Source organism: Paraburkholderia sp. SIMBA_030 (assembly GCF_046535245.1).
Classification (GTDB): domain Bacteria; phylum Pseudomonadota; class Gammaproteobacteria; order Burkholderiales; family Burkholderiaceae; genus Paraburkholderia.
Genome location: NZ_JAWRXB010000048.1, coordinates 1 through 3,108 on the forward strand (window position 1 = coordinate 1; position 3,108 = coordinate 3,108).

At 53.2% G+C, this 3,108-nt stretch carries 1 rRNA gene; it reads right to left on the bottom strand.

The annotated features are described in order from the left end of the window. Window positions 1-109: 109 nt before the first annotated feature. Window positions 110-2,992: ribosomal RNA gene (locus SB772_RS38875) — 23S ribosomal RNA — on the bottom strand. Window positions 2,993-3,108: the final 116 nt, after the last annotated feature.

Here is a 3,108-nt window from a genome sequence, read left to right on the forward strand (position 1 = left end):
GGGGGTGGCCCCTGAGTAAGAGCTTTGCATGGGCCCGGAGTAAGTGCTGAAGCACTAACTCCGGCCGACAGCTGAAGCGCTAACTCGTGGCGTAAAACACACCGGTTATAGGATCAAGCCTTACGGGCAATTAGTATCAGTTAGCTGAACGCATTACTGCGCTTATACACCTGACCTATCAACGTCCTGGTCTTGAACGACCCTTCAAGGGGCTCGAAGCCCCGGGGATATCTCATCTTAAGGCGAGTTTCCCGCTTAGATGCTTTCAGCGGTTATCTCTTCCGAACATAGCTACCCGGCGATGCCACTGGCGTGACAACCGGTACACCAGAGGTTCGTCCACTCCGGTCCTCTCGTACTAGGAGCAGCCCCCTTCAAATATCCAGCGCCCACGGCAGATAGGGACCAAACTGTCTCACGACGTTTTAAACCCAGCTCACGTACCTCTTTAAATGGCGAACAGCCATACCCTTGGGACCGGCTACAGCCCCAGGATGAGATGAGCCGACATCGAGGTGCCAAACACCGCCGTCGATATGAACTCTTGGGCGGTATCAGCCTGTTATCCCCAGAGTACCTTTTATCCGTTGAGCGATGGCCCTTCCATACAGAACCACCGGATCACTATGACCTGCTTTCGCACCTGCTCGACTTGTCGGTCTCGCAGTCAAGCACGCTTATGCCATTGCACTATCAGCACGATTTCCGACCGTACCTAGCGTACCTTCGTACTCCTCCGTTACACTTTGGGAGGAGACCGCCCCAGTCAAACTGCCTACCATGCACTGTCCCCGATCCGGATCACGGACCAGGGTTAGAACCTCAAACAGATCAGGGTGGTATTTCAAGGTCGGCTCCACGGAAACTGGCGTTCCCGCTTCAATGCCTCCCACCTATCCTACACAGACCGGTTCAAAGTCCAATGCAAAGCTACAGTAAAGGTTCATGGGGTCTTTCCGTCTAGCCGCGGGGAGATTGCATCATCACAAACACTTCAACTTCGCTGAGTCTCGGGAGGAGACAGTGTGGCCATCGTTACGCCATTCGTGCAGGTCGGAACTTACCCGACAAGGAATTTCGCTACCTTAGGACCGTTATAGTTACGGCCGCCGTTTACCGGGACTTCAATCAGGAGCTTGCACCCCATCATTTAATCTTCCGGCACCGGGCAGGCGTCACACCCTATACGTCCACTTTCGTGTTTGCAGAGTGCTGTGTTTTTATTAAACAGTCGCAGCCACCAGTTTATTGCAACCCCTTCACCCTTCTGGCGCAGGCCAGTCAGGCTACAGGGGCGTACCTTATCCCGAAGTTACGGTACCAATTTGCCGAGTTCCTTCTCCCGAGTTCTCTCAAGCGCCTTAGAATACTCATCTCGCCCACCTGTGTCGGTTTGCGGTACGGTCTTGTTGAACTGAAGCTTAGAGGCTTTTCCTGGAACCACTTCCGATTGCTTCTTCACCGAAGTGAATGGCCTCGCACCCTTGAATCCCGCGCCCGGATTTGCCAAAGCGCCTTCTCCAATGCAAGGACCGGGACTTCCAACACCCGGACAACCTTCCGCGATCCGTCCCCCCATCGCATTCAACAATGGTGCAGGAATATTAACCTGCTTCCCATCAGCTACGCATTTCTGCCTCGCCTTAGGGGCCGACTCACCCTACGCCGATGAACGTTGCGTAGGAAACCTTGGGCTTACGGCGAGGGGGCCTTTCACCCCCTTTATCGCTACTCATGTCAGCATTCGCACTTCCGATACCTCCAGCACACTTTCCAGTGCACCTTCGCAGGCTTACGGAACGCTCTCCTACCATGCGTGCAAAGCACGCATCCGCAGCTTCGGTATATTGCTTAGCCCCGTTACATCTTCCGCGCAGGACGACTCGATCAGTGAGCTATTACGCTTTCTTTAAAGGATGGCTGCTTCTAAGCCAACCTCCTGACTGTTTTAGCCTTCCCACTTCGTTTCCCACTTAGCAATATTTGGGGACCTTAGCTGGCGGTCTGGGTTGTTTCCCTCTTGACACCGGACGTTAGCACCCGATGTCTGTCTCCCGTGATTGCACTCTTCGGTATTCGGAGTTTGCTATGGCGTAGTAATCCGCAATGGACCCCACAACCATGACAGTGCTCTACCCCCGAAGGTGATACACGAGGCACTACCTAAATAGTTTTCGGAGAGAACCAGCTATTTCCAGGTTTGTTTAGCCTTTCACCCCTATCCACAGCTCATCCCCTAACTTTTCAACGTTAGTGGGTTCGGACCTCCAGTACGTGTTACCGCACCTTCATCCTGGCCATGGATAGATCACCTGGTTTCGGGTCTACACCCAGCGACTGAATCGCCCTGTTCGGACTCGCTTTCGCTACGCCTGCCCTAATCGGTTAAGCTTGCCACTGAATGTAAGTCGCTGACCCATTATACAAAAGGTACGCCGTCACCCTCTTTCAAAGGCTCCGACTGTTTGTATGCATGCGGTTTCAGGATCTGTTTCACTCCCCTCCCGGGGTTCTTTTCGCCTTTCCCTCACGGTACTGGTTCACTATCGGTCGATCACGAGTATTTAGCCTTGGAGGATGGTCCCCCCATCTTCAGACAGGATTTCACGTGTCCCGCCCTACTTCTCGTACACCCAGTTCTTCCTCGCTGTTTTCGTCTACAGGGCTATCACCTGCTATGGCGGCACTTTCCAGAGCCTTCGACTAACAATGAAGATAAAGAGTACAGGCTGCTCCCATTTCGCTCGCCACTACTCTGGGAATCTCGGTTGATTTCTTTTCCTGCGGTTACTTAGATGTTTCAGTTCACCGCGTTCGCTTCGCGTAGCCTATGGATTCAGCTACGGATACTCCATAAGGAGTGGGTTTCCCCATTCGGATATCGGTGGATCAAAGCTCGTTTGCCAGCTCCCCACCGCTTTTCGCAGGCTACCGCGTCCTTCATCGCCTGTGATCGCCAAGGCATCCACCACATGCACTTGTTCGCTTGACCCTATAACGGGTGTGTCTTTGTCGACACATCGCTACAGGTTGAGTATTCGTGTTGCGCCGTATTCCAAGGCGATCTCTCGATCACCTTTTCATACATTGATACAATCACAACCCTGA